The sequence below is a fragment of the Cnuibacter physcomitrellae genome (assembly GCF_014640535.1).
In the GTDB taxonomy this organism is placed as follows: domain Bacteria; phylum Actinomycetota; class Actinomycetes; order Actinomycetales; family Microbacteriaceae; genus Cnuibacter; species Cnuibacter physcomitrellae.
The window spans coordinates 1,236,837-1,261,677 of the sequence record NZ_BMHD01000001.1 but is presented as its reverse complement, the minus strand read 5'-3'; the positions used below and the strand labels follow the sequence as shown (position 1 = coordinate 1,261,677).

The 24,841-nt window shown below is 70.0% G+C and carries 21 protein-coding genes; 9 read left to right on the top strand and 12 right to left on the bottom strand.

Features of this window, described 5'->3' with window-relative positions; all coding sequences use genetic code 11:
- Genes IEX69_RS05875 through IEX69_RS05865 form a run of 3 tightly spaced genes read left to right on the top strand, consistent with a single transcriptional unit; the run spans nt 1 to nt 2,507 of the window.
- The gene (locus IEX69_RS05875) at nt 1-624 is read left to right on the top strand and encodes a dTDP-4-dehydrorhamnose 3,5-epimerase family protein (protein WP_085020144.1); all 624 of its coding nucleotides are present in this window, start codon (nt 1-3) and stop codon (nt 622-624) included.
- The gene (gene rfbA / locus IEX69_RS05870) at nt 624-1,493 is read left to right on the top strand and encodes a glucose-1-phosphate thymidylyltransferase RfbA (protein WP_085020143.1); all 870 of its coding nucleotides are present in this window, start codon (nt 624-626) and stop codon (nt 1,491-1,493) included. The genes IEX69_RS05875 and rfbA overlap by 1 nt, the downstream gene beginning before the upstream one ends.
- Before the next feature lie 3 nt (nt 1,494-1,496).
- Nucleotides 1,497-2,507, top strand: coding sequence for a glycosyltransferase family protein (locus IEX69_RS05865; protein ID WP_085020142.1), 1,011 nt, complete (start codon nt 1,497-1,499; stop codon nt 2,505-2,507).
- Here the strand turns inward: IEX69_RS05865 and IEX69_RS05860 are convergent.
- The 8 genes from IEX69_RS05860 to IEX69_RS05825 all read right to left on the bottom strand — a co-directional run bounded on the left by IEX69_RS05860 (nt 2,504) and on the right by IEX69_RS05825 (nt 12,833).
- Nucleotides 2,504-3,472, bottom strand: a complete 969-nt coding sequence (locus IEX69_RS05860) for a class I SAM-dependent methyltransferase (RefSeq protein WP_157127213.1) — start codon at nt 3,470-3,472, stop codon at nt 2,504-2,506. The two genes, IEX69_RS05865 and IEX69_RS05860, sit on opposite strands and share 4 nt — an antisense overlap.
- A gap of 6 nt (nt 3,473-3,478) precedes the next feature.
- Nucleotides 3,479-4,744, bottom strand: a complete 1,266-nt coding sequence (locus IEX69_RS05855; protein ID WP_085020141.1) for a glycosyltransferase family protein — start codon at nt 4,742-4,744, stop codon at nt 3,479-3,481.
- Between the two features lie 167 nt (nt 4,745-4,911).
- Complete coding sequence (locus IEX69_RS05850) at nt 4,912-5,832, bottom strand: glycosyltransferase (RefSeq protein ID WP_085020140.1); 921 nt, start codon at nt 5,830-5,832, stop codon at nt 4,912-4,914.
- Nucleotides 5,829-7,001, bottom strand: a complete 1,173-nt coding sequence (locus tag IEX69_RS05845) for a glycosyltransferase family 4 protein (RefSeq protein WP_157127212.1) — start codon at nt 6,999-7,001, stop codon at nt 5,829-5,831. Before IEX69_RS05845 ends, IEX69_RS05850 begins: the two co-directional genes overlap by 4 nt.
- The gene (locus IEX69_RS05840; RefSeq protein WP_085020139.1) at nt 6,998-8,083 is read right to left on the bottom strand and encodes a glycosyltransferase family 2 protein; all 1,086 of its coding nucleotides are present in this window, start codon (nt 8,081-8,083) and stop codon (nt 6,998-7,000) included. Before IEX69_RS05840 ends, IEX69_RS05845 begins: the two co-directional genes overlap by 4 nt.
- A gap of 4 nt (nt 8,084-8,087) precedes the next feature.
- Nucleotides 8,088-9,287 (bottom strand): ABC transporter ATP-binding protein, encoded by a 1,200-nt coding sequence (locus IEX69_RS05835; RefSeq protein ID WP_229756243.1) that lies wholly within the window; start codon nt 9,285-9,287, stop codon nt 8,088-8,090.
- 2 nt (nt 9,288-9,289) lie between these two features.
- A complete protein-coding gene (locus IEX69_RS05830) occupies nt 9,290-10,198 on the bottom strand; it encodes an ABC transporter permease (RefSeq protein WP_085020138.1) in 909 nt (302 codons plus the stop codon).
- Nucleotides 10,199-10,289: 91 nt separating this feature from the next.
- On the bottom strand, nt 10,290-12,833 hold the full coding sequence (locus tag IEX69_RS05825) for a glycosyltransferase (RefSeq protein ID WP_085020137.1): 2,544 nt from the start codon (nt 12,831-12,833) through the stop codon (nt 10,290-10,292).
- A gap of 99 nt (nt 12,834-12,932) precedes the next feature.
- Between IEX69_RS05825 and IEX69_RS05820 the strand changes: the two genes are divergently transcribed.
- From IEX69_RS05820 to IEX69_RS05800, 5 genes are all read left to right on the top strand, one after another.
- Entirely contained in the window at nt 12,933-13,481 is a 549-nt protein-coding gene (locus tag IEX69_RS05820) for a hypothetical protein (protein ID WP_085020136.1), read from the top strand.
- A gap of 118 nt (nt 13,482-13,599) precedes the next feature.
- Nucleotides 13,600-13,845, top strand: a complete 246-nt coding sequence (locus tag IEX69_RS05815) for a nucleotide exchange factor GrpE (RefSeq protein WP_085020135.1) — start codon at nt 13,600-13,602, stop codon at nt 13,843-13,845.
- On the top strand, nt 13,845-14,657 hold the full coding sequence (locus IEX69_RS05810; protein WP_085020134.1) for a rhamnan synthesis F family protein: 813 nt from the start codon (nt 13,845-13,847) through the stop codon (nt 14,655-14,657). Before IEX69_RS05815 ends, IEX69_RS05810 begins: the two co-directional genes overlap by 1 nt.
- A 40-nt stretch (nt 14,658-14,697) precedes the next feature.
- The gene (locus tag IEX69_RS05805) at nt 14,698-16,740 is read left to right on the top strand and encodes a glycoside hydrolase family 99-like domain-containing protein (RefSeq protein WP_085020133.1); all 2,043 of its coding nucleotides are present in this window, start codon (nt 14,698-14,700) and stop codon (nt 16,738-16,740) included.
- Nucleotides 16,741-16,870: 130 nt separating this feature from the next.
- Entirely contained in the window at nt 16,871-19,480 is a 2,610-nt protein-coding gene (locus IEX69_RS05800; protein ID WP_157127211.1) for a hypothetical protein, read from the top strand.
- Between the two features lie 15 nt (nt 19,481-19,495).
- Here IEX69_RS05800 and IEX69_RS05795 read toward each other — a convergent pair whose 3' ends face one another.
- The 4 genes from IEX69_RS05795 to IEX69_RS05780 are packed head-to-tail and all read right to left on the bottom strand — an operon-like array spanning nt 19,496 to nt 23,892.
- Nucleotides 19,496-20,806 (bottom strand): hypothetical protein, encoded by a 1,311-nt coding sequence (locus tag IEX69_RS05795; protein ID WP_085020131.1) that lies wholly within the window; start codon nt 20,804-20,806, stop codon nt 19,496-19,498.
- A gap of 31 nt (nt 20,807-20,837) precedes the next feature.
- A complete protein-coding gene (locus IEX69_RS05790) occupies nt 20,838-21,863 on the bottom strand; it encodes an NAD-dependent epimerase/dehydratase family protein (RefSeq protein WP_085020130.1) in 1,026 nt (341 codons plus the stop codon).
- Between the two features lie 29 nt (nt 21,864-21,892).
- Nucleotides 21,893-22,690: a glycosyltransferase gene (locus tag IEX69_RS05785; RefSeq protein ID WP_085020129.1), complete on the bottom strand. Its 798-nt coding sequence runs from the start codon at nt 22,688-22,690 to the stop codon at nt 21,893-21,895.
- Nucleotides 22,687-23,892, bottom strand: coding sequence for a nucleotide sugar dehydrogenase (locus tag IEX69_RS05780; RefSeq protein WP_217348609.1), 1,206 nt, complete (start codon nt 23,890-23,892; stop codon nt 22,687-22,689). Before IEX69_RS05780 ends, IEX69_RS05785 begins: the two co-directional genes overlap by 4 nt.
- Nucleotides 23,893-24,070: 178 nt before the next feature.
- Here IEX69_RS05780 and IEX69_RS05775 point away from each other — a divergent pair, with 178 nt between their 5' ends.
- Nucleotides 24,071-24,616 carry a GtrA family protein gene (locus IEX69_RS05775; protein ID WP_229756242.1) on the top strand — a complete coding sequence of 182 codons (546 nt, stop codon included), beginning with the start codon at nt 24,071-24,073 and terminating at the stop codon, nt 24,614-24,616.
- Nucleotides 24,617-24,841: the final 225 nt, after the last annotated feature.

The following is a 24,841-nucleotide window of genomic DNA, read 5'->3' as shown; positions in this document are numbered from 1 at the left end:
GTGCAATTCAGAGAACTGAGCATCCCGGACAGCTACGAGATCACCCCTCGGCAGTTCCCGGACGATCGTGGCGTGTTCCTCGAGTGGTACCGCTTCGACAGGCTGGCCGCCGAGATCGGACACCCCCTCGACCTCGCGCAGGCGAACACCTCGGTCTCCAAGCGCGGTGTGGTGCGCGGCATCCACTTCGCCGACATCCCGCCGAGCCAGGCCAAGTACGTCACGGCCACCCACGGCGCCGTGCTCGACTTCGTGATCGACATCCGCGTCGGATCGCCGACCTTCGGTCAGTGGGACTCGGTGCTCCTCGACGACGTCGACCGCCGCGGCATCTACCTGGCCGAGGGCCTGGGTCACGCCTTCGTCGCGCTCACCGATGACGCCACCGTCAGCTACCTGGTCTCGAGCACCTTCAACGCGGAGCGCGAGCACGGGATCAACCCGCTCGACGAGGAGGTGGGCCTGGTGTTCCCCGAGGCCGCCGGCGAGCTGCTGCTCTCTCCGAAGGACACCGACGCCCCCGGCCTCAGCGAGGCGGCGGCGTCCGGGCTCCTCCCGACCTGGGACGAGGCGCGGGCGTTCTACGACTCGCTGAGCCGCGGTGCGACGGAGGGTGGTCGCTGATGCGCGGGATCATCCTCGCCGGAGGCTCCGGCACGCGGCTCTGGCCGATCACCAAGGGCATCTCCAAGCAGCTGATGCCGATCTACGACAAGCCGATGATCTACTACCCGCTGTCGACCCTGATGATGGCGGGCATCAGCGAGATCCTCATCATCACGACGCCGGAGTACAACGAGCAGTTCAAGGCGCTCCTCGGCGACGGATCGAGCCTGGGCATCCGTCTCGAGTACGCGGTCCAGCCCTCGCCCGACGGTCTCGCGCAGGCGTTCATCATCGGTGAGGAGTTCATCGGCGACGAGTCCGTCGCCCTCGTCCTCGGCGACAACATCTTCCACGGTGTCGGTCTCGGGTCCTCGCTCCGGAACAACGAGGAGCTCACCGGCGCCCGGATCTTCGCGTACCACGTGTCGAACCCCAAGGCCTACGGCGTGGTCGAGTTCGACGACGAGTTCCGTGCGCTCTCCATCGAGGAGAAGCCGGCGCAGCCCAAGAGCAACTACGCCGTGCCCGGTCTCTACTTCTACGACAACGACGTGGTCGAGATCGCGAAGTCGATCGAGCCGAGCGCGCGCGGCGAGCTGGAGATCTCCACCGTCAACGAGCGCTACCTGGAGCGCGGCACCCTCACCGTGCAGGTGCTCGATCGCGGCACCGCGTGGCTCGACACCGGAACGTTCGAGTCGATGATGCAGGCATCCGAGTACGTGCGTGTGATCGAGGACCGTCAGGGCTTCAAGATCGGCTGCATCGAGGAGATCGCCTGGCGCGCAGGGTGGATCGACACCGCGCAGCTCGCCGAGCTCGCCGCGCCGCTGGTGAAGAGCGGCTACGGCGCGTATCTGCAGGAGCTCATCGCCGGCGAGTCGTAGCCGGTGAGCGGGATCCTCCGGCGGGCGCGCAAGGGCGCGTTCGCCGTCCGGAGGGGCGTGCGCCGCGCCGTGGGACGCCTGCGAGGCGCTCCCCGGCTGACGTGGTCCCTCCGCATCTCCGCTCCCGCCGGCCCCGCGGGGGACGTCTGGGGCGACGTCTACTACGCGGAGGACCTCGCGGCGGCTCTGCGCCGGCTCGGCCAGGAGGTCTACGTCGACCGCCTCGAGCAGCGCATCCGGCCCGTGGCCCGTCTGCGCGACGATGTCGTGCTCCAGCTCACAGGCCTCCATCGACCCGAGCTCGTTCCCGGCGCGGTCAACGTGATCTGGGTGATCAGCCATCCCGAGTGCCGTGACGTTGAGGAGCTCCGCCGCTTCGACCTCCGGTACGCCGCCTCCGGTCGCTGGGCGGCGCGGATCGCTGCCGAGGACGGCGTCGCGGTCCGGGCGCTGCCCCAGGCGACCGCGCCCGGCCGGTTCACCCCGCGGCGCTCGGGCGACGAGCTGGCGAGCGACGTCCTCTTCGTGGGGAAGACGCGACGCGTCTTCCGTCCGATCGTCCGCGACGCGGTCGCCGTCGGCGCCGACCTGACGATCTACGGCGACGGATGGGGCGACTTCATCGACCCGTCGCACGTCGCCGCCGAGTTCCTCGACAACGCCCGCGTGCCGGACGCCTACCGCGGCGCCCGCATCGTCCTGAACGACCACTGGCGCGAGATGGCCGAGGAGGGATTCCTCTCGAACCGGCTCTTCGACGCCGTCGCTGCGGGGGCGAGGGTGGTCTCCGACCCGGTCGAGTCGAAGGACGCCGACTTCGGCGGTGCCGTGCGCTTCGCTGCGACGCAGGAGGAGCTCGCCGCGCTGCTCGATCCGGCGGAGCCGGGATGGCCCGACGACGCGAGGATGCGCGAGATCGCCGCCGACGTCGCCGCTCGTCACTCCTTCGACAGGAGAGCCGAGACGCTCCTCGCCGACGTCCTCGCGGTCCGCGGTCGTCGCGGCGGGGCCTAGCGCCCCTTCAGCTTCGCGACGACCGACCCGGCCGCCCTGACGGGGGCCGACACCCGCCACGACGTGCTCGTGCGCAGCTCCCTGATCTGAGCCTGAAGGGCCTCGTTCTCGGCCGAGATCCGCCCCACCTGGCCCCGCAGGGCCGTCGCCTCCGCGGACGTCTCGGACTCGTACTGCTGCGCCCGCTCCATCTCCGCTTCGCGGTCCCGGTACGACTGGGCCAGTCGGCGGTGCAGGTCGAGCCGCTCCTCGTCGAGCTTCAGCCTCTCTCCGGCCGCGGCGAAGCGAGCGCGCAGGCGCGAGGCCTCGGTCTCGTCCGCCTCGACGAAGGGGCGCAGGGCCTCGGGGACGTCCGCCCCGACGGCGAGCACCCCCAGCCCGTGCTCGTGGTGGAACTCGAAGGAGGGGTAGGCGGCCTTGAGCTCGTCCCACACCCTCCAGACACCGAACTCGCGATCGCGCTCGGCGATGTCGTGCATGATGACCACCCCGCGGCTCGACACCTTCGGAAGCCACCGGTCGACGTCGTTCCGCACCGCTTCGTAGGTGTGCAGGCCGTCGATGTGGAGCAGGTCGATCGAGCCGGGGGAGAACTGCTCCGCGGCCTCGTCGAAGGTCGTGCGGAGCAGGTGCGTGAAGTCGCCGTAGCGCCGGGCGCAGAAGGCGCTCCAGTCGACCCAGACGTCCTCGCCGTACTCGCCCGCCTGGAAGTCGCCGGCCCAGGTGTCGACCGCGTAGCAGGTCGTCGGGAGCCCTGCGGCGATCACGGCGTCGCAGAACGACGAGAAGGAGACGCCGTTGTGCGTGCCCAGCTCGACGAGGAGGTCGGGTCGGACGGCGCCGACCAGCCAGTGGCCGAAGGGCACATGGCCGTACCAGGCGCTGGGGACGTCGACGCGCGTGGGTCGATAGAGGTCGATCTCGGCGAAAGGGTCAGCGGGGGAGCGCGCATCGATCATGGTCATCCGAGTTTAGGTGTTCCGACGGCGTGGCCGCAGGTGGCGGAGGACGGTGGTCGCCAGGGCCCTCAGGCGGCGTTCGCCGCGGACGGAGGGCCAGGAGGACAGCGTCGCGATCTCCTGGCGCACGAGGCTCAGGTCGTCCTCCTGCGTGTCGCGCTCGGTGGTGAGCCGGTCGACCTCCTCGCCGAGCTCGGCGGCGTCCGCTCGGGCGGCGGTGAGGGCGTGCTCGAGTGACTCGACCTCCTCCTCGCGCCGGGTGATCTCGTGCTGCAGCTCGGCGATGCTGTCCGCGTGGAGGGCGGCCGTGGTCGAGGAGGCGATGGCGGACCAGCGCTCCCGGGCGGCCCAGGTGAGCATGGGGCGCGGCCGCGGACTCTGCCGGGCGCGCGCGACGGCGACGTCGACGAGGTCCTCCGCCTGCTCCGCTCGGAGGGAGGTGGTGTGAGCCGACCGGACCCGCTCCTGGAGTCGTGCCGACAGGGCGGCGTACGTCGCCGGATCCGCGTGGAGACCCTCGATCGTGGCGATCAGGTCCGCCGAGTCCCGGTACGTCGGGACCTCCTCGAGCCCGAGGGCGTCGAGGCCGAGGCTCTCGTTGGTGATCGGGATGCTGCCCGCAGCGATCGACTCGAAGAGCCGGCTGTTGTGGCAGCCGTACACCCGCGCCTGAGCGATCACGTCGTCGAGGACGAACCACGACCGACGGTACGCGTCGGGCAGGGAGAAGTAGCTCACCGCTCCCCGGTGGTCCGCCGCCGGCGGCGCGGTGTCGGGGTCCCCGACCCCGAACATCGTGGTGGGCACGGACTCGGACACGGAGTGGAGGACGGTGTCGAGCTGCCGAGGAGACCCCCAGCCGTTGGCCGTCGTCAGGAGGAGGGCCTCACGGTCGACGGGTGACGGGGAGGGGGAGAAGAGGTCGGCGTCGACCGAGATCGGCACGACGGCGACCTCGTCGCCGTACGGCACGGCAAGCGTCGAGGCGGCCGCGGGGGAGGAGGCCCAGACGCCGTCGTACTCGCTCAGGTACGGCAGCTCGGACCAGGCGTCGATCCAGTTCCGCGCCCACGCGATCGCGGCCGTCGTCGGGGCGAGGAGGCCCGGCACGAAGCTCTCGAGCATGACGATGACGGCGTCGACGTCATCCGGCGTCCGCCGGCCCCAGTCCGACATCGGATGCAGGGCGACGCCCCACCCTCGGGCCGCCAGGGCCCGCGAGAGCCCCAGGGCGACGTACACGTCGCCCTTGCCCTCGTCGAGGTCCGCCGTGGACACGGCGAACAGGAGCCGGCCGCGAGGTCCGGCGCGATGGTCTCCGCGAGCGAGCGCGTCATACTCGTCTCGGAGGGCTCTCTCGATCTCGGGTGCGCGTTCGAATGCGATGGGTGCCTCCGGGTGAGATTCGGGTTCTGGACCAACGAGGCATCGTCAGAACGTCCAGTCTACCCGTCGCCGCGGCGGCTCCTCCGGGTCGCGCTCACCCTCCGGATGTCGAGGCCGAGGCCGAGCACGGCGCGCAGCGGCCACAGGAGGCGACCGGGGTACCTCCGGGTGAGGAACGTCTTGGCGCTGTCGTGGTGCGCGCGAAGCATCATCTCGGACGACTCGGCCGTCGAGTGGGCGCCCGTGTGCGTGACGACGGCACGTGGAGCGTAGACGTTGCGGTAGCCCAGCCGGCCGAGGCGGAAGCCGAGGTCGACGTCCTCGAAGTACATGAAGTAGGCCTGGTCGAACCCGCCCAGCTCGTCGAAGACCGACCGCCTCACGAGGAGGCAGGCTCCGGAGAGCCATCCGGCGTCGCGTTCGGTGGGGACCGACTCGTGCTGGCGGTACGCGGCGGTCCACGGATTGCCCGGCCAGATCCGCGAGAAGAGCGCGTGTCCGGCACCGTTCACCACCGACGGGATGGCCCGGGCCGACGGGTACACGGTGCCGTCGGCCTCCAGGATGCGCGGACCGGCGGCCCCGATCGAGTCGTCGGAGGCGAGTGCGGCGGTGAGGCGGACGATGCTCGCGGGTCCGAGCACGACGTCGGGGTTGCTGATGAGCACGGCGTCGACCCCGGGATCGAGCGTGCGGACGACGGCGTTCACGGCGGAGCCGTATCCCGGGTTGCCGGCGATGGCGGTGTACGACGCGGCGTGACGGGCGGCGACGTCGCGGACGGCGCCCGCCTGACCCGACTCGGGGTGGTTGTCGGCCACGTGCGTCTCGACGCGCACCGCCGGGCCCTCGGCCGTCTCGTCGGCCGGCCGCGATGCGGCGTCGATCGATCCCAGGAACGACTCGAGCTCCTTGACGGAGTCGTAGCTCACCGTCACGACGGCCACCCGCCAGGGATCCGTCCGATCGGTCGCGCTCATGGTGTCACCCCCGCGTCAGCGTAGGCCCGCAGGTGCTCGCGAGCGCAGGCCTCCCAGGTGAACTCCGCCGCGCGGAGCACCGCGGCCGATCGCAGCCGCTCGGTCATCGCGGGATCGTCGAGCATGTCGGCCAGGGCGGCGGTCAGCGAGGCCTCGTCGGGCTCGGAGTACACGACGGCGTCGCCGCCGACCTCGGGGATGGAGAGCCGCGGTGTCGTCAGGACGGCCGATCCGCAGGCCATCGCCTCCAGGACGGGGAGGCCGAACCCCTCGCCGAGGCTCGGGTACGCGACGAGCGCTGCGGAGCCGAGGAAGGCGGGGAGGTCGTCGATCGGCAGGTAGCCGAGCTCGCGCACGCCCTCGGGGCGCGTGTCGAGGAGCGAGGCCGCCTCCGCATCCCACCCGCGGGCGCCGGAGAGCGCGAGGACGGGCGTGGTCCGGCCCTCCGCGGCGCGCGTCCGCGTGAGGGTGCGGTGGGCCCGGATGAGGGCGGGCACGTTCTTCCGCGGCTCGATCGTGCCGAGGAAGGCGATCCAGCCGCGCTCGAGAGGCAGATCGTTCTGCGCGCCGAACCGCTCCCCGGCCTCGGGCGCGGGTGGGCGGAAGACGTCGGCGTCGATCGCCAGATACGCGACGACCGCGGACCCCCTGATGCGGCCGACGTGCTCTCGCAGCGCCTCGATGGTCGCGCGGCTCGGCGACACGATCGCGCGGGCGCGGCGGAGCGCCAGCCGGGTCCACGTGGTGAAGAAGAGCCTCTTGAGGCGGGAGTGCACGGCGGGATCGGTGAAGAACGTGGCGTCGTGGACGGTCACGACCGAGGCCCCGCGGCGCAGCAGCGGGAAGGTGTAGTGCGGGGAGTGGACGACCCGGGCCCCGAGCCTCCTGGCCAGACGCGGGAGCCCGACCTGTTCCCAGATCAGACGGGCGGGTCTAGCGTCGACGGCCTTGGGTGCGAGCACGTACCGGTGGCTCGGAGCCGCGGATCTCAGCGACTCGACGTCCCGCTCCTTCGTCACGACCGTGATCGAGTGTCCGAGCCTGTCGAGCCCCGAGAGCAGCCCCACGATGTACCGGGCCACGCCGCCGCGGTTCGGGGGGAGGGACGTGGCGTCGAGGAGGATGGGCAACGCCCCGTCCGACCCGGTCGTCCCTCGTGCACTCGTCATCGGCTCTTCAGCCTAGTCGGTGGCGTCCCGGCGGGCGGCTTGGCGCGGTCGGGGACCAGCCACTGCGCCACCGCAGCGCGGCTCACCGTCGCCGAACGGTCGACCCTCCGCCTCGCCGCCCAGGCGCCGGGGAGGGCCCGGACGGCCGCGGACAGGGACCGCCGCCGCCGACGTGCCTCGGCCGAACGCGGTGACCGGAGGGTGGCGGCCGCCGCCTTGGCGGTGGTGCGCACGAGCGCCGTCGCCCAGACGCGGAGCGGTGCATGCCGGACGGCGACGACCACGCGGTTGCGCTCGTTCCAGAACCGGAACAGCTCGGATCCCGTCCCGCTCGACGCCGCGTGGGCGTGACGGGACTCGGCATCCGCCGCGTAGGTGATGCGCCAACCTCGCCGGCGCAGACGCCAGGAGAGCTCGGTGTCCTCGTAGTACATGAAGAGGGACTCCAGGAACAGGCCGACCTCGTCGAGGGCCGCGCCGCGGATCGCCGCGCCGCCCCCGGAGAACCCGAACACGTCGTCGGAGCCGCGCGCGTCCGACGCCGGCGTGAGCCAGTCGCGATCCCGCCCGTTCCCGCTCGCGGTGACCTCGTTGCCCGTGCTGTTGACGAGGACCGCGCCGGCGGCATCGGGCGCCCATCGGGTGCCGGCCGCGTCGACCACCGTCCGCGGTGTGTCCGGCGCTGATGCGGGCACGGGGGAGTAGGGGTCGGCGAGCAGGATCCGCGCCGTCACCGCACCGACGTCCGGCTCACGGAGGCCGCGGAGGAGAGCCGCGACGAACCCCGGGTCGGCGACCGCGTCGTTGTTGAGCAGGACGTACGCATCGGCGGGATGGGACCGGATGGCCGAGTTGACTGCGGCGCCGAAGCCGCGGTTCGTCTCGTTGGCCACGTGCGCGGCCGAGGGGTGCCGTGCCTGCAGGGTCTCCGCCGAGCCGTCGCCGGACCCGTTGTCGACCACGACGATGCCGAAGTCCACGCCATCCAGGCCCGTCTGACGCTCCAGCGACGCCACGGCGGCCGAGGTGAGGTCGGGCCGGCGCCAGTTGACGACGACGGCTCGGACGCGGAGGCCCTCCACCCGCTCAGCCGAGATCGGCGAACCGCGGGATCGAGTGGACGGCGCCGACGGACAGCTCGTCGTGCGGCACCTCGAAGCTGGCGGCCTGCGGCAGCTCGTGGAGGTGTCGTCGGTCCAGGTCGACCAGGGTCGCGTTGACGAAGTACTTCCCGGAGCCGAAGTTGACGTCGGTGAGGGTGAACTCGACCGTGCGGCGTCGACCCAGCGGCGACAGCTGCGCGTCGAGGCGGGCGCTGCCCGTGCCGTACGCGACCTGCCCCATGACGTTGTCGATCTGCAGCTCGACCGCCCAGCCCCTGAGCTCCTCGCCCTCGTTCTCGAGGGTGACGGAGACGATGAGGTCGTCCCCGGGCTGGACCGCCTCGCCCGGGTCGCGGCCCTCGGCGCGGACGCTCACCTCGGCGACCCGCGCGGACTCGCCGGGGACGGGGGTGCCCCCGTGGGCGGCCTCCTCGGACTGCCGGCGCTCCTCGAGCAGCTCGCGGAAGTCGCGCACCGCGACGTACGGCGCGCCGTCGTACACCACGCCGCCCTTGCTGAGCAGGACGGCCCGGTCGCAGAGGTCGGTGACCTGGCCGAGTGCGTGGGTGACGAGGACGATCGTGCGTCCCTCTGCCTGGAAGGAGCGGATCTTGTCGAGGCACTTCCGCTGGAAGGCCTCGTCGCCGACCGCGAGCACCTCGTCGACCAGGAGCAGGTCCGGGTCGACGTGCACGGCGACGGCGAACGCGAGCCGGACGTACATGCCGCTGGAGTAGAACTTCACCTGGGTGTCGATGAAGTCGCGGATGCCCGAGAAGTCGACGATGTCGTCGAAGTAGAGGTCGGTCTGCTTCTTCGTCAGCCCGAGGATCGAGGCGTTCAGGTAGACGTTCTCGCGCCCCGTGAGGTCCTGGTGGAAGCCCGCTCCGAGCTCGAGGAGGGCGGCCAGGCGACCCCGCCGGCGCACCGTCCCGGAGGTCGGCTGGATGATGCCGCCGATCGTCTTCAGCAGGGTGCTCTTGCCCGAGCCGTTCGAGCCGATGAGCCCGATCGTCGATCCCGAGTCGATCTCGAGCGAGACGTTGCGGAGGGCCCAGAAGTCCTCCTTGAACTTCTGGGAGCGGCCCCAGTTGAGCAGACGCTCCTTGAGGCTCTTCTCCTTCCGGATGACGAACCGCTTCGAGACGTCGTTCACCTGGACGACGGGGACGTGTGAGACCACGATCAGAGCTCCTGGGCGAAGTCGCCCTGCAGTCGATGGAAGATGCGCTGAGCGCCGAACAGCAGCACGACGCCGACGGCGGCGGCGATCAGCATGCGGACGCCGAGCTGGGGGAGGGAGAAGCTGCCGCCCGGATCGGCCCAGATGGCCTCCTGGAAGCCGAGCACGGCAAGCGTGACGGGGTTGTCGATGTAGATCTCGGTCAGCCAGCCGGGAAGCGAGGTCGACGCCTGCTGCCAGGTGTAGAGGATCGGGGAGCCCCACATCATCAGCAGGAGCACCACCTCGACGAGGTACTGGACGTCGCGCAGGTAGACGTTGAGCGCGGCCAGCAGGATCCCGATCGCGGTGCCGTAGAGGAGCACCAGGACGATCGACCCCACACCGTAGAGCAGATGCGGGCCGAACGACAGCGTGCCGAACGCGAGGGCGGCGATCAGCAGGATGACGAACTGGATGACGAAGTTGAACAGGGCCGAGCCGACGGCCGCGAGCGGGAAGATCTCGCGCGGCAGGTAGACCTTCTTGACCAGTCCGGCGTTCGCGATGATCGACCCGGTGCCGCCGCCGACGATCTCGCTGAAGAGCGTGTAGATCGTCAGGCCGCCGAAGATGTAGACCGCGAAGTCCGGGATCCCGCGGGCGGCGCCGAGGAACTGGCCGATGACGAGCCAGTAGATGAGCAGCTGGGTGAGCGGCTTGATCAGGCTCCACACGAACCCGAGCGCGCTGTCCTTGTACCGCGCCTTCAGCTCGCGCCGCGTGAGCAGGCCGAGCAGGCGGCGGTGGTCCCAGATCTCGCGGATCGATGACGCGCTCGCGGCGACTCCCGACGATGCTCCGGCATCCTGCCAGGGGGTCTCGGCGAGGCGTGCGGCCCGGGCGTCGGATGTCTCGAGCAGGTCCGTCACGATGCGACCTCCTGGGGCTCAAGTGCGACCGACAGGGGCGTCGGCGGGTTCGAGGATACAGCACAAAGGCTGAGCCCCCGCCGGAGCGCGCTCACCCTCGCGAGGCCCGCCGGTGCGTGATCCTGGACTGGACCTTGCCGGCGAGAGAGCTGATCCCGCCGGTGGTGAGGTAGTGCCTGGCCAGGGCCAGATCCCGGCTCAGGCCGTGCCTGCGGGCCGAGATCGCCTGGAAGCGCTCCTCCGGGGTCCGGGCCGCCCCCCGCCTGGCTCCCGGGAGATCCGGGAGTCCCGCTCGGAACGCGAGGTCGGGCGCGCGCCGGGGCTCGCGGCAGAACTCCACGAGCGGGCGCAGGGTCCTCTCCCAGGTGAACCGCTCCCGCACCCGGGCGACCGCGGCGCGGGCGTCGGCCGCCTTCCCCTCGTCGTAGAGCACGGACTCGAGCGCTGCGGCGAGGGCCTCGACGTCGCGGGAGGGCACGGCCGCACCGAGTCCCTCCTGCTCGATGAGGTCGGCGAAGCCGTCCCCGCGGGTGGCGACGATCGGGAGGCCTGCCCAGAGGTAGTCGAGGATGCGGGTGCGGAACGAGAAGGTGGTCTCGATGTGCTCGTAGTGGGTGCTTACCCCGAGGTCGGCCTCGAGCAGGTAGTTCTGCCGGTCGTTCAGCGCCACCCAGCTGTCGTTGAAGAAGACGTGGCGGTCGGTCAGGCCGAGCTCCGCGGCGAGGCGACGTGTGCTCGAGACGATCGCCATCTCGGGCACGTCGGGGTTCGGGTGGGCGACCCCCATGAAGAACAGCCTGATGTCGGGATGACGTTCCGCGACGACGCCGATCGCCCTGACGAGCGTGCGGGTGTCGAACCAGTTGTAGATGCCGCCGCCCCAGATGACGACCTTGTCGTCCTCGCCGATGCCGTCCACGACACCGCGGAGGGCGCGCCGGGTGTGCTCGGGCGGGGTGGAGTCCATGCCGAACGGGGCGATGGCGATGAGCTCCTCGAGGGTGTCGTCGGCGGAGTACGTGGCCGGGTTGATCCGGCCCAGCGCCGCCAGCTGGCCGAGCCAGAACAGCCGCTGGCGCTCCGAGGCGCAGAGGAAGAAGTCGCCGCGGGCCAGCTGCTGGTTGAGGACGTCGGTGGCGGAGCGCACCTGGGCGCTCCAGCGCTCGCCGCCGAACTCCCGGCCCTGCTCGAGCTGCTCGAGGTGCATCGGGTCGTAGAGGTCGGCGACGATGACCTTCTCCGACTGCTGGAGGGTCTCGTAGTGGTGCAGCGCGTAGCCCTGGAAGAAGATCACGTCCGCCCACTGCTCGTGCACCCGCATCTGGCGCTCGTTCTGCAGGTCGACGTGCGCGACCTCGAACGCGTCCGACGCGCGGTTCGCGGCGTTCCAGGTGAGCAGGCGCACATCGTTCTCGGCGCTGAGGGCCTCGCACACCTTCCAGGCCCGCAGGCCCGGACCCGCCATCTTCTCGCCGAGGGCGTCACCGGTGATGACGAGCACCCGCCGGCGGGCGGGAGCCTCCTCGATCCCGAACACGTCCACGATCGAGCGGAAGCCCTCGAGGTACTCCGAGTCGGGCAGGAGCGGGTGGATCATGGAGCCGAAGAGCCGGAAGAGCTCGCCGTCCGTCCGCCGCCGCTCCTGCTGGATGCGCGCGCGATCGGCGTCGAGCCCGGGGAGGTCGGCGACGAAGCGGTCCAGGGCGTAGAGCCCGGCCAGGGTCTCCTTGGGCACCTCGGTGGAGGCCGACGACTCGTCGGCGGCGTCGCTGTAGCTCCGGATGTCGAGGGAGGTCGAGTCGAGGCCGCCCTTCGCCACCGAGCGCCGGGCCAGCAGGGCCATCGCGCCGGGGAGGAAGCGGGCGAGGTTCTCGTCCGAGAGGTTCTTGTACAGCGTCGCGAGGGCGTTCTTCTCGAGGAGGTAGGTCTCGCGATAGGCGCCGAACGAGCCCATCGAGGCGTGGTGCCGGTGGAACACGGTCGAGGACGGGACGAACCGGACCCGGAACCCCATGAGGTTGAGGCGCCACCCGAGGTCGACGTCCTCGAAGAACATGAAGTAGCGCTCGTCGAACCCGCCCGCCTCGCGGAAGGCCTCGGAGCGGACCAGGAGCGCGGAGCCGGTGCCGTAGAGCACGTCGCGTTCCCGGTCGAAGCGGGCGTCGTCCGGCTCGGACTCGTGCTCCTTGTAGCCCATCCCGAACCAGGTCAGGCCCCCGCCCACGAAGTCGACCGTCTCGCCGTTCCAGTCGAGGACCTTGCTGGCGACGGCGGCGATGTCGGACGAGGAGCGGAACGCGGTCGCGGCCGCGGTGAGCCAGGCCGCGTCGGGGCGCGCATCGCTGTTGAGGAAGGCCAGGATGCTCCCGCTCGCGGCGCCGGCGCCGAGGTTGGACCCTCCCGCGAAGCCGAGGTTCACCTCGGAGACGATGAGTCGGACGTCGTCGCGCCCCGCGAACGCGGCCCGGAGGACGGACTCGCTGTCGTCGCCCGAGCCGTTCTCGACGACGACGATCTCGAGCCGGTCCCGGGGCCAGTCCAGACCGTCGAGCCCTCGCACGCACTCGAGCACGTCCGACGCGCCTCGATAGTTGACGATGATGACCGAGACGACCTCGGGGATGTCCGGATCCACGCTCTTCCTCACTGTCGGCCGCCGTCGGGCGGGCACCGGCTCAGCCTATCGCCGGTGGGTCTGCGGGCTTCTGGAGCACGGCTTCCTAGTATCGGAACCATGATGCGCCGTGACCCGCTGATCCGCTCCGCCCGTTCGGGCCTCGTCGTCGCCGCGACCGCGACGGCGCTCGCGCTCGGCCTCTCCGGCTGCGTCGACCCCGGGCCGGCGTCGCCCTCGACCGGTACCGCGACGTCCACGCCGTCCGCCACGTCGTCGCCCACGTCCTCTCCCAGGCCCACGGCACCCTCGACCTCGCCGGCCCCGGGCTCGCCCACCGCGTCTCCGAGCCCGTCGTCGACCCCTCAGCCGAGCACGGTGACGGTCCAGATCCTCAACACGCAGTACGACGGCGGCTCCGGCCAGATCCGCGTGGCGGGGATGGTCACCGATCTCGTCAGCAGCACCGGGATGTGCGTGGCGACGGCCAGCCAGGGCAGCACCACCGTCGATGCCCAGGTGGCGGGGCAGGCGGACGCAACGGTCACCTACTGCGCGGATCTCGCCGTCACTCTGCCGGCCGGGGCGACGGGCACCTGGGACCTGGCGCTCGGCTTCGTCGACGCCGATCACCAGGGGGTGGCCACGACGACCGTGCTCGTCGGTTGACCCGTCGCGCCGGGCCGTTCGTCCGTTCGCCCCAGCGCGCCCCTGTACTATGTCTGGGTTTCCCTCTGCACGTCGACGGAGGGCGATCGAGGGGTGTACGAGTGATTCGAGGCGACGGATGAGCGAGTCGGGGTCCGCTGAGCAACAGCTGGCCGAGCTGCGACGCGAGCTCACCGCTCTCCGTTCGCAGCTCGCGCGGGCGAACGCCGAGACCGAGGAGCTCCGGCAGCGGCTCAAGGGCAGCAGGGGCGAGGCCGCGCGCTTCGCCGCGCAGACCCAGTCGATGCGCCGCTCCCTCTCGTGGCGGATCACCCGACCGCTGAGGATGTGGCGCCGCAAGGGGCTCAACGGCGGTTGGACCTGATGGCGGCGCCCACCGTCCTCGAGCGCGTCCTCCCCGTGGCGCGCCTCGAGGGGTCGAGGACCGCGCTCGCGGCCTCCGACCGGTACGCCGTCGTGGCGAGCTGGGGCCCGGGCCCGCGTGTCTCGCGGTCGCTGGCGGAGATGGTCGTCGCCCTCGAGACGCAGGGCTACTCCGTGGTCGTCGTCCGGGCGAGCGAGGACGACTCGCCGCTCGACTGGTCGGGCCTGCCGGAGAACGACGCCCTCGTCGTGCGCAAGCCCAACATCGGCTACGACTTCGGATCCTGGGCGACCGCCTTCGAGCTCTTCCCCGAGATCAGGCGAGCGCCCTACGTGCTGATCACCAACGACAGCCTGGTCGGTCCGTTCGCCTCGATCGAGCCCCTGGTGCGCGACTTCGAGGACAGCTTCTACGACGTCTGGGGCTCGACCTGGACCACCCAGTTCATGCCGCACCTCCAGAGCTTCTTCGTGGGCTTCCGCGGCGGCATCCTCGAGGACCACGTCCTGCGCAAGTTCTGGCACGACCTCCCCGACCAGACGGTGAAGTCCAAGATCATCCACATGTACGAGCTCGGCCTGAACCGTCTCCTGCAGGGTGAGGGCTACGTGACGGGCGCCTGGCTCGACTACAACCTCGTCGTGCGCTACTCGCAGAACCCCGTGATCCTGGGCTGGCGGCGGATGGTCGAGCTCGGCTTCCCGTTCGTCAAGCGCGAGCTGCTCCGCGATCCCTCGATCGTCGGCGACGGACGCGACGTGCCCGACGTGATCCAGCGCACCTATGGTGTCGACCCTCGGGAGTGGATGTGAAGCGGGCCGTTCGACGACAGGTCGAGAGTGGGACAGGGACATGAGAAGGTACACGATCGGCGGTGCGAAGCGCCGCAGCGGACGACTGCTGAAGCGGATCGGCGAGAGGCTGGCGGAGACCCCGAAGCCGAAGGAGCCGGGGACCTTCCCGGCCGACTTCGGGCGCTGGGCCGCGGGCCGCAACGGCCGCTTGCGCGCCCTGTACCCGGGCGGGTGGAAGAAGCTCATCGATCGGACGCCTACCGGCGCCCGGGTCGGCGTGGTGGTCCACGTGTACTACACCGACCTGCTGCCGGGCATCGTGGAGTCGCTCGCCGCGATTCCCGTGCCCTTCGACCTGCTCGTCACCAACGCCTCCGGTGAGCCGGTGGAGATCGATCCGGACCTCCTGCCGCGCGCGGCACGCATCCAGATCCTGCCCATCGAGAACCACGGCCGCGACATCCTGCCGCTCGTCTCGCTCGCGAACGCGGGCCTGCTCGACCCCTACGAGCTCGTGTTCAAGGTCCACACGAAGAAGAGCGAGTGGCGACAGGCCCACGGCGAGCTCGAGGGCTCGGGGGACCAGTGGCGGGAGGCGTTCTTCGAGGAGCTGATCGGATCGGCGTCCGTCGTCGAGCGGGTGCTCGGGGAGTTCGCCTCCGATCCGTCGCTCGGCATCCTGACCTCCGACGGCAACGTCCTGGGGCCGGAGTTCTGGGGCGGCGACGTCGACATCGTCGGCTCGCTGCTGCGTCGCATCCAGCTCGACCTCGAGCTCGACGACCTGCGGTTCGCCGCCGGCTCGATCTACTGGATCCGCGGCTTCCTGCTGCAGGCGCTCCGGTCGTTCGAGCTCAGCGCCGACGACTTCGAGCCCGAGCAGGGTCAGGTCGACGGCACGACGGCGCACGGCGTCGAGCGCGTGCTCGGCCTGACGGCGATCGAGGCGGGGTACGACATCAGGACGGCGTCCGAGCTGTCCGCCGAGATCGACCAGGAGGCCTGGCGGCACTACGAGGTCGAGGCGACCCGTGGCCCTCGCGCCCGTGTCATCCCCTTCTACCTCCCGCAGTTCCACACGTTCCCCGAGAACGACGAGTGGTGGGAGAAGGGCTTCACCGAGTGGTCGAACGTGGCGGCGGCCCGCCCGCTGTACCACGGCCACGTGCAGCCGTTCCTGCCCAGCGAGCTCGGGTTCTACGACCTCCGGACGCCGGGCGTCCGCGATGCGCAGTACGAGCTGGCGACCTCGATGGGCATCGAGGGCTTCATGTACTACTACTACTGGTTCGCGGGCAAGAAGCTGATGGACCTCCCCATCGAGGATCTCGCCGCGAGCGACCGCGATCAGCCGTTCTGCATCATGTGGGCCAACGAGAACTGGACCAGGCGCTGGGACGGCAGCGAGAGCAACGTGCTCATCGCCCAGGACTACGACCGCGTCCCGGCCGAGCAGTTCATCCACGACGTCATGCACCTGCTCCTCGACGAGCGGTACATCCGCGTCGACGGCAAGCCCGTCCTGGCGGTGTACCGGATCACCCAGCTCCCCGAGCACCGGTCGGTCGTCGACTACTGGAGGGCCGAGGCCGTCAAGGCGGGGCTGCCGGGCCTGACGCTCCTCACGGTCGACGTCGGCGCCAGCATGCAGGGCATCGTGGGGCGCCCGGCGGACCAGGGCCTCGACGGCTACCTGGAGTTCGCCCCGCACAACAAGCTCTGGGCGGGGCTGCCTCGCGACGTGTTCGGGTTCGACGAGCGCTTCGAGGGCAACTTCCTGAGCTATGCCGCCATGGCCGAGGACGCCGAGCAGACGCTGCTCCGCGACGGGGCCGAGGCCGATCGGTATCCCGGTGTGATGGTCAACTTCGACAACACCGCTCGGCGTCAGTGGCAGCCCGACATGTGGTGGGGAGCGAACCCCTACACGTTCCGCCGATGGCTGTCGGCGGCGGTGGGAGCCGTGGCCGACCGCGATCCCGACCAGCGGGTGGTCTTCGTCAACGCCTGGAACGAGTGGGCGGAGGGGGCCGTGCTCGAGCCCTCGCAGCGGTTCGGACGGAGCTACCTGCTCGCGGTCCGCGACGTGCTGGTCCGCTGAACGGAGGACACGCGCGGCACTGCGACCCCGCCCACGAGCCCGTCTTCCCTAATATGGAGCGAACGAGCCTCGACAGATGCCGCGGACGGCGATAGTCCCGGGACGGCTCGTCCGACCGAATGGGGACACCATGGCTGACGGCCGGCGGACTCGCGGAGTGCTCGCGATGCTCATCAGCGTCGTGATCGCGGCAGCTGGGCTGGCGGTGGTCATGCCGATCGCTGCGGAGCCCGCCTCGGCCGCGAACGCGGCGGACTTCGACCCCGGCAACATCATCAGCGACGAGAACTTCTTCAACGGCGACGCGATGAGCGCCCAGGCCGTGCAGTCGTTCCTCAACGGGCAGGTGTCGTCGTGCCGGTCCGGATACACCTGTCTGAAGGACTACTCCCAGTCGACCTGGACGCGTCCCGCCGACGCGATGTGCGGGCAGTACACGGGCGCGGGGAACGAGTCGTCGGCGACGATCATCTACAAGGTCGGCAAGGCGTGCGGGGTCAGCCAGGCCGTGCTGATCGTGCTGCTCGAGAAGGAGCAGTCGCTCATCACCGACACCTGGCCGAGCGCCCGGCAGTACCAGGCCGCGACCGGGTTCGCCTGCCCCGACACCGCCCCGTGCGATGCGGAGTACTCGGGCTTCTACAACCAGGTGTACAAGGCCGCCTGGCAGTACAAGCGGTACACGAACCCGGCCGGGACGAGCGCCTTCTTCACCTGGTTCCCGGTCGGCCGCACCTCCAACATCCTGTACAACCCGAACGCGGCCTGCGGCTCCGGCCCCGTCCTCATCAAGAACAAGGCCACGGCGGGGCTGTACTACTACACGCCCTACCAGCCCAACGCCACGGCGATGTCGAACGTGTACGGCGGCCAGACCGACGGCTGCTCCTCCTACGGCAACCGCAACTTCTGGCGGCTCTACACCGACTGGTTCGGCGACCCCCGGTCGAGCAACAACAAGTACGGCTCCTACGACAACGCGTACCCCGTCGCGGGCGGGGTGCAGGTGACCGGCTGGGCGGTCGACTCCGCGACCGACGCGACCCAGACCCTCAACGTCTCGATCGACGGCAACCTCGCTGCGACGATCACGGCCGACTACCGCCTCGACTGGATCTCGGCGATGTTCCCCGGCAAGAGCGCCAATCACGGGTTCACCTCGATCCTCGGCGCGAGCCCCGGCAGGCACACCGTCTGCGTCGTCAAGCAGGGTGGCATCGACCTGGGCTGCAAGGTGGTGACGGTCCCGTCGAACGCCAGGGCCGCCGGCTACCTCGACGTGGCGGAGGGGACGCCGCGGGGGATCCACATCTCGGGCTGGGCCGTCAACAAGACCTCGTCCGCTCCCGTCTACCTCTGGGTGAGCGTCAAGGACGGCGCGGGCGGTCCTCAGCCGGTGAACATCGACCTGCCCTGGACCGGGCAGGCGTACCCCGGCACCGGCACCACCCACGGGTTCGACCTGACCATCCCGGCCGACCCCGGCATCCGCGAGGTCTGCGTCTACGGCGTCGACTCGATCCTGCTCGCCTGCAAGGTCGTGACGGTGCCGCCCTACGAGGCGGGCAAGGTCGAGAGCGCCACGGGCATCGTGGGAGGCATCACCGTCAAGGGGTACAGCCTCGACCAGCGCAAGAGCGAGTCCACCTACGTCTGGATCACCGTCGACGGCAACGGGGGACCGTACGCGGCCAACCAGCCCTCCGACACCGCGGCCGCGGCCTATCCGGGACTGGGCAAGAACCACGGCTTCTCCGCCACCCTGCCCGCATCCCCTGGCGACCACCGGGTCTGCGTCATCGGGACGAGCCTGCAGACCGACTACGGCTGCCAGACCGTCACGGTCCCGCACAACGAGATCGGCTCCTTCGACACCGTCACGGCGACGATGGGCACGGTCACGGTGAGCGGCTGGTCGATGGATCGGACCAGCACCAAGTCGACGTACGTCTGGGTCTTCATCGACGGCGTCGGCGGGCCGCTCGCCGCCAACCAGCCCCTGAACTGGATCGACGGGATGTTCGGCAAGGGCGCCAATCACGGCTTCTCCGGCTCGTTCCGCGCCTCGGCGGGCACCCACCAGGTCTGCATCGTCGGCACGCAGGAGAACGTCTCCTACGGCTGCAAGACCGTCGACGTCCCCACGAGCGGGGCGGCCAGCCTCGACTCCGTGACCACCTCCGACCGGAAGATCACGCTCAGCGGGTGGGCGGTCGACCGTCTGTCCACGGCGACGACGTACGTCTGGGTGACGGTGGACGGCGTCGGCGGCCCGTACGCCGCCAATCGGCCGCTGGACTGGATCAACAACTACTTCCCCGGTGTCGGACCGAACCACGGGTTCCTCATCGACATCCCCGCCACGGTCGGCAACCACACGGTGTGCGTGCGGGCGACCCACGACGGCCAGGACCTGGGCTGCCGCACGGTGAACGTGCCGTCGACGGGCGCCGCGAGCATCGACTCGGTGACCGGGGTGAAGGGCGGCGTCCGCGTCCAGGGCTGGGCGGTCAACCGGGCGACGACCGAGACCACGTACGTCTGGGTGTTCGTCGACGGCGCGGGCGGACCGCTCGCGGCCGACAAGCCGCTGTCGTGGATCGACTCCTACTTCCCGGGCGTCGGACCGAACCACGGGATCGACGGGGTGATCGCGGCCTCGCCGGGATCGCACCAGGTCTGCGTCACCGCGACCTTCGACGGAGCGAACCTCGGCTGTCGGACGGTCGTCGTTCCCTGACCGCCTGCCGCCGGCTCACTTCTCGACGATGTTGTGCCAGGCCTCGCGGTACGCCTCGTCGTCGTACGGTCCGATGTGGAGGTATCCGGCGTCCACCAGCTCACCGAGCTCGCCGAGCGTGAACAGCGGCGCGTAGTTGGGCTCGGGCTCGGCCTTCTCGTCGACGAGATCGGGGTGCTCCTCCCGGATCGCCGCGGCGGCGAAGAGGACCTCCCTCGTGTGCAGCTCATTGCGCGACTGCGCATCGGCCGAGATCCGCATGCCCCACACACCCCACACGATCGACCCCGCCAGCAGAGTGGCTCCGACGGCCGCCAGGATCCGGCCCCGCAGGACGGTGTCGAGCCCGACGGCGATGAGGGGGACGAGCATGGCGAAGGCGAAGTAGATGTAGCGACTCGACCCCGACGCCTCGAAGGAGAGATTGAGGCGCGAGAAGCCGGTCAGGAGCGCGAAGACGATCCCGGCGAAGGCGAACGCGAAGGCCAGGGGCTGGTCCCGCCAGATCCTGCGGAACCTCACGAGGGCGAACACGAGGAGCGCCACGCCCAGGACGATGCCCACGTACTGCACCGGGGTGAGCGAGCTGAGCGCGACCTGGATCATGTTGAGCGCGTACAGCGGCACGGCGAGCAGCAGCTCGGAGATCGAGCGCGGTTGCCAGTCGGAGGGCATGAAGTAGATCGGGTGCGTCTTGACCCACACGTACCAGACGGAGTACACGGCGCCGGGTACGGCCACCAGGAGCGCGGCGCGCCACAGGCCGACGCGGCGGAACGCGATGATCGCGAGCCCCGCGATCATCGCCAGCGCGGTGCCCGCGAACATCAGGCTGACGATCGAGATGAGGCTCAAGGGCGCGAGCCATCGGAGGTAGTTCTCGCGGGTCAGCCGATCGGCGAGCAGGAGCGTGAGGGCGCCGAGCGCGATGGCGCCCACGAACCCGACCTGGAACGCCCAGAAGAGGTTCTCCGAGCCCGCACCGTAGAAGAGGAACACCGCCGCCATGAGAGTGGACAGCCACGGGCGCACGCCGAGGCGGTTCATCGCGCGCCAGAGGAGGTGCGCCAGGGCCAGGTGCGCCAGCACGGCCAGCGCGAGGTACGGCCAGTACTGATCGAGCCCGATGGTGCGGACCAGCCCCTGGGTCAGGAGCATCGGGATGGTGCTCCAGTGCCCGAGATGCGGTGTGATCCAGTCGGTCGCCCGGAGGGAGATGAAGAGCCACTCGTCGTAGAAGAACCACTGGGCCCGACCCAGGTACATGATCAGCGCGAACGCCGCACCGAGTGAGGCCAGGTGGAACAGGAGGGGCAGCCGCTTCATCCGTGCCTCCGCTGCGGGATCCGCCGCCTGCTCAGATCGTGCCGTCGGCGACGGCGTTCTCGATCCACGGGATGACCTCGTCGAGCATGGTCTCGAGCGACGTCGTCGCCTCGAAGCCCAGGAGCTCCTTGGCCTTGCTGACGTCCGGGACGCGCTTGGCGACGTCGTACTCGAAGCCGGGGTCGCTGACGAGGTTGAGCGGCACGTCGGGGCCCTTGATCTTGCGCCAGATGACCTCGGCCAGCTCCTTCACCGAGTGGCCCTCGGCGGTGGAGATGTTGAAGTCGTTGTTGAGCGCGGCGGGGTGGTCGAGCGAGAGCACGATGCCGCGCGCCAGGTCGCCGCCGTAGGTGTAGTGGCGGACCTGCTCGCCGGACCCGAGGATGTGGAGCGGGTCCTGGCCCTTGAGGACCTTCTGCACGAGGTCGGGGACCACGTGGCTCATGGCGAGCTTCACGTTGCCCGAGTCGATCTCGACGTCGCCCAGGGCGCGGCTCTCGCCGATGCCCACGCAGTTGAAGGGGCGGAGGATCGTGTAGGGCAGCTTGTACTGGTCCCACGCGGCGCGCGCGAAGTACTCGACCGCGAGCTTCTGGAAGCCGTAGGACGACAGCGGCGGCGGCACCTCGCGCTCGTCGCCCTCCTTCGACGGCCACCGGTCGGTCGACTCGAACACCATCGAGCTCGACATGTAGGTGACCTTCTCCAGGCGACCGGACTTGTGGGCGGCGATCGCGGCGTCGACGCTCGAGGCGATGATGCGCTCGTTCTGCGCCAGCAGGTCGTAGGCGTAGGTGTGGAAGTAGGAGATCCCGCCGATGAGCGCGGCGCCCGCGATGAAGTGGTCGACGTCCGCGAGGAGCTTGGTCATGAGCTCGACGTCCTGGACGTCGCCGACCACGAGCTCGTAGTTCGGGTCGTCGTCGTAGGACTTCTTCACCGGGCCGTACTTCGAGTAGTTGTCGACGCCGACGACCTGGTAGCCCTTGGCGAGCAGCTCTTCGACGATGTAGCCGCCGATGAATCCGGCGGAGCCGGTGACGAGGACCTTCTTCATGGGGTGGGTGTTCCTCTCCGTAGGGAGTGTCAGGGGTTCGTGATCGTGTCGGCGAGGGCGCGCACCTCGGGTGCGGTCAGCTTCCGGCCGAAGCCGAAACGGTACCAGCGGAGGTACTTGGGGATCCACTTCGCGAGCTTGAAGTTGGACTGCCCGAAGGTGCGGTCGAGCCAGATGGTGGGGATCTCGGCGACGGGGGCGCGGAGCCGGTGGGCCTTCGCGGTCAGCTCGAGTCCGATCTCGAAGCCGTCGCGGCTGTGGATCCCGACGCTGCGGACGAACTCGGCGTTGTACGCCTTGAACGAGTTGGTGGCGTCGCGGGTGCCGGTGTTCGTGAACAGCTGGAAGGTCAGTCCCGCCAACCGGGAGAGCAGGCTCTTGAACCGGGGGCCTCCGACCTGCTGGCCGCCCGGCATGTAGCGGGAGGCGCAGGCGACGACGACACCGCGCTCGACGAGCCGGACGAGGTCGTCGATCTGCCTCGGGTCGTCGCACCCGTCGGCCATCGTCACCACGACGGTCTCGCTCGTGGCGTGGTCGATGCCGTACCGGATGGCATGGGCGGGTCCTCGGCCGTAGTCGTTCACCGCCAGCTTCAGACGCGGCTCCGCCTCGGCGTAGGCGGTCACCACGGGGGCGGTCGTGTCGGTCGGCGAGTCGACCACCACGATCACCTCGGCGTCGACGTGGACCGCCTCGAAGATCCGGTCGAGCCCGGGGACGATGTCCTCGCCCTCGTTGTACGCCGGGATGACGATCGAGGCCCGTGGCCCCTCCCGCTCGCCGGCGTCGTCGCTCGGGCGATCGGGTCGATCCGGGGAGGTCACACCACGACCCCGTTGCCGAGGAGGTTCCAGACGTCGGCGACCGGCTTGTCGGTCGTCAGGCCGCGGTACTCCTTGTGCGGGGTGGCGACGATGAGGATGTCGGCCTTCTCCAGCACGGCATCGAGGGGGAGGAGGGTGTCGTCGATGTGCTCGGGCACGTACGGGTCGGTCCCGATGACGGCCTTGGCCCGGAACTTCAGCACGCGCCGCAGCTTGTAGGACAGGCTCGAGCGGATGTCGTCGGAGCCCGCCTTGAAGGCCATGCCGAGGATGCCGACCGTGAGGTTCTCGAGGTCGAAGCGCTTCTCGAGCTGGGTCACGATGTAGAGCGGGAGCCCCTCGTTCACGAGCATCGCGGAGTGGCCGAGCGAGAACTGGTTGTCGCTGAAGGCGGCGAGCTGCATCGCGTCCTTGAACAGGCACGGGCCGGCGGCGAAGCCGGGACCGGGCAGGTCCTTCGCGCGGGGGTAGTTGTACGTCAGGCCGGCGCGGATGCGCTCGAAGTCGAGCCCGCGGGAGTTGGCCATCATGTAGAACTGGTTGGCCGCGGCGAACTTGATGTAGCGCCACGTGTTGGTGAAGAGCTTCGCGAGCTCCGCCTCCTCGGGCTCGAGGTCGACGATCTCGTCGGTGAGCGTGCGGAACAGCGTCGAGGCGCGCTCGCGGCCGCTCTGCGTCCGGCTGGAGACGATCTGGGGGAGCGTGAACAGCTCCTCCATCGCCTTGTGCTCGGCGATGCGCTCGGGGCAGAAGGCGACCTCGGTGGCCAGGCCCTTGTCGCGCAGCATGCGCTCGACCAGAGCCGTGACGCCGGGGTAGACGGTGCTGCGGAGGATCAGCAGCTGGTCGTCGTGGAAGTAGGGGCTGCAGCTCTCGAGGGCGGCGGGGATGGCGTTCGGGTCGGGGTTCAGGTGCTCGTCGACCGGGGTGCCGATGACCACGACGACGTTCTCGGCGGTGCCCACGACCGCGGCGTCGGTCGACGCGGTGAACATGCCGTTGGCGAGGACCCGCTGCAGCACCTCCTCGGCGCCGGGCTCGCTGAAGGGCATCTCGCCCCGGAGGATGGTCTCGACCGCGGTGGCGCTCAGATCGTAGACGACGGTCTTGGATCCCCGGTCCGCGAGGGCGATCGCCAGGGGGAGACCGACATGTCCGCCCCCACCGATCACCACCACGTCGTTCTCGAAATTCGTAGGCAATTCTGCTCCTGAAGAGGAAGGACACGCCCCAGCCGACCCCCGGCCCGCGTGCTTGAACCAGCCAAGAATACATGGCGGTTATGATTCTCTTGTTTCGGCGCGGTGGGACGGCTGAGATATCTTCGGGTCGACCATGAGGATTCTTCGCCCAAGAGCTATCGTAGGGAGCGGTCGACTGGTGCAGCGAGTGAGACGGGTCTGGACCTACGCGTACGACAAGTTCATCCGGCACGCGCTGAAGTTCGGTGTCGTCGGACTCGCGGGCTACCTGATCGACGTCGGCGTCTTCAACGTGCTCCGCCTCGACTGGCTCGGCGACGGCTGGTGGTCCGACCCGCTGGGGGCGAAGTTCGTCTCCGTGACCTGCTCCACGATCGCGACCTGGTTCGGCAACCGGTACTGGACCTTCCGGGAGAACCGCCGCAAGAACGTCGTCCTCGAGTTCGTCGAGTTCACCGCCATCGCCGTGGTGGGCCTCGGCATCAGCCTCGGCTGCCTCTGGGTGTCGCACTACGTCCTGGGCTTCGACAACCTCGTGGCCGACAACATCTCGGGGAACGTGATCGGCCTCGTGCTGGCCACGCTGTTCCGGTTCCTGCTCTACCGGTACTGGGTCTTCTCGCCCAAGCGGGCCGACGGCTTCGCCGCGCTGCAGGAGAAGGAGCGGCTCGCCGCGGAGGCCGCCGTCCTCGGTCTGCCGCCCCAGACCGTCCGCGACGTCTGATCGCCCGCCGCGGCCGCCATCGGACGGTCTCGTCCCTGCTCTACGGTTAAGGCGTGCCCGCGTAAGATGTGCCCGCGCCACCCGCTCGGGTGGGTGCACCGCTCGGACGATCCGCGAGCGCACCGCTCCAGAGAACCACCGCACCGTGAGGAACCCCTGTTGCACCACCACAGAGTCCAGAAGACAGGGCGACCGCCGGGCCGCCCCCGCGGCCCTCTGAATCAG